The 1,176-nt window shown below is 64.9% G+C and carries 2 protein-coding genes; both read right to left on the bottom strand.

Annotated features, from left to right (window positions below; genetic code table 11):
• Positions 1-26: 26 nt before the first annotated feature.
• Entirely contained in the window at positions 27-602 is a 576-nt protein-coding gene (locus tag G9373_RS45330) for an IS630 family transposase (protein WP_155756134.1), read from the bottom strand.
• A complete protein-coding gene (locus G9373_RS45325; protein ID WP_064080953.1) occupies positions 581-1,108 on the bottom strand; it encodes a winged helix-turn-helix domain-containing protein in 528 nt (175 codons plus the stop codon). The genes G9373_RS45330 and G9373_RS45325 overlap by 22 nt, the downstream gene beginning before the upstream one ends.
• Positions 1,109-1,176: the final 68 nt, after the last annotated feature.

Here is a 1,176-nt window from a genome sequence, read left to right as displayed (position 1 = left end):
TGTTTCGGTAATTGAGTGAGTGCCGATCATAGGGGAAGCCCGGTGTGGTCGAGGAAGCTGTGGCACAGGTCGTAGTTCGAGCCGATCCGGGTCAGGCCGGTCTCGGTCGCGATGCGGACCTCGTCGAGGATGTCGGGGCAGAGGTTGGCGAGTTCGGTGGATTTCATGTTGCCCCAGACTTGTTCGATGGGGTTGAGCTCAGGCGCATACGCAGGGAGGCGTTCGACGTGGAGCCAGTCGCGTTGGGTGGCCAGCCACGCGGTCATCGCCTTGGATCGGTGGGCCATGAGCCCGTCCCAGATCAGGATGAGCTTCTCCCCGGCGAAGTGGGCGCGCAGTTCGGTGAGGAAGTCGATGAGCTTGTCGGTGTTGTAGGCGCCGTCGGTCATGGAGAACACGAACGCGCTGCGGCTGCGATCGGGCCGATATGCCAGCACTCCGGCCATGGACATGCGCTTCCAGGAGAATCGGTGATGCAGCACGGGTGTGAGGCCTTTGGGCGCCCAGGTTGCGCGGACGACCGGGAGCAGCGACACACCGCTTTCGTCCTGGAAGCAGATCCATGCCCCTCGGCGCCGCGCTATTTTTTTATCCGCGGCCACTCGTTCTCGCGCCAGGCGACGATGGCGTCCTCGTCGCGTTCGACTGCCCGACGTGCGGGCCGCTGCCGGCTCCACCCGAGCCGGGTCCGCAGGATCGTCCACGTCTGGGTGGGTCCGTAGGTCACGCCGGTGAGCCGCTCGATCACGATCGCGACCCGGCCCAGGGTCCACACCCCGGTCGCGAAGCCATTCGCTTGGGGTCCCTTGAGCAGTTCCTCTCGGATCGCCTCGATCTGGGCGTCATCGAGCCGGGGTCGGCGTCCAGCGCGACCGGCACCTTCCAACGCCTCGTTGCCCCCTTCGGTCCACTGTCGATGCCAGCGTGAGGCGGTCTGCTGGGAGACCTCCAACTCGACCGCGACATCGATCTGTCGTCGTCCTGCGGCAAACATCTCCGCCGCCCGCATCCGCCGGTCACGCAACGCGTCGAGATCACGGCGACCGCCGCGCTGCTTGACTTTCCGGGCATCCGCGCTCTCGCCCGACCCGGTTTCCTTCCCTGCCATTCATCAATGATCAAGCAGCACGGTGCGAATCACGCGCAACGACACACCCTATTACCGAAACATCTTTA

The sequence above is a fragment of the Rhodococcus sp. A14 genome (assembly GCF_011603105.1).
Lineage (GTDB): Bacteria > Actinomycetota > Actinomycetes > Mycobacteriales > Mycobacteriaceae > Rhodococcus_F > Rhodococcus_F opacus.
Note: the sequence above shows the minus strand (reverse complement) of the source record. Positions and strands in the feature narration are given on the sequence as shown.

What these genes read in the sequence shown, in the direction of transcription:
- G9373_RS45325 (WP_064080953.1), bottom strand. Translation starts at nt 1,108, where the DNA reads ATGGCAGGGAAGGAAACCGGGTCGGGCGAGAGCGCGGATGCCCGGAAA.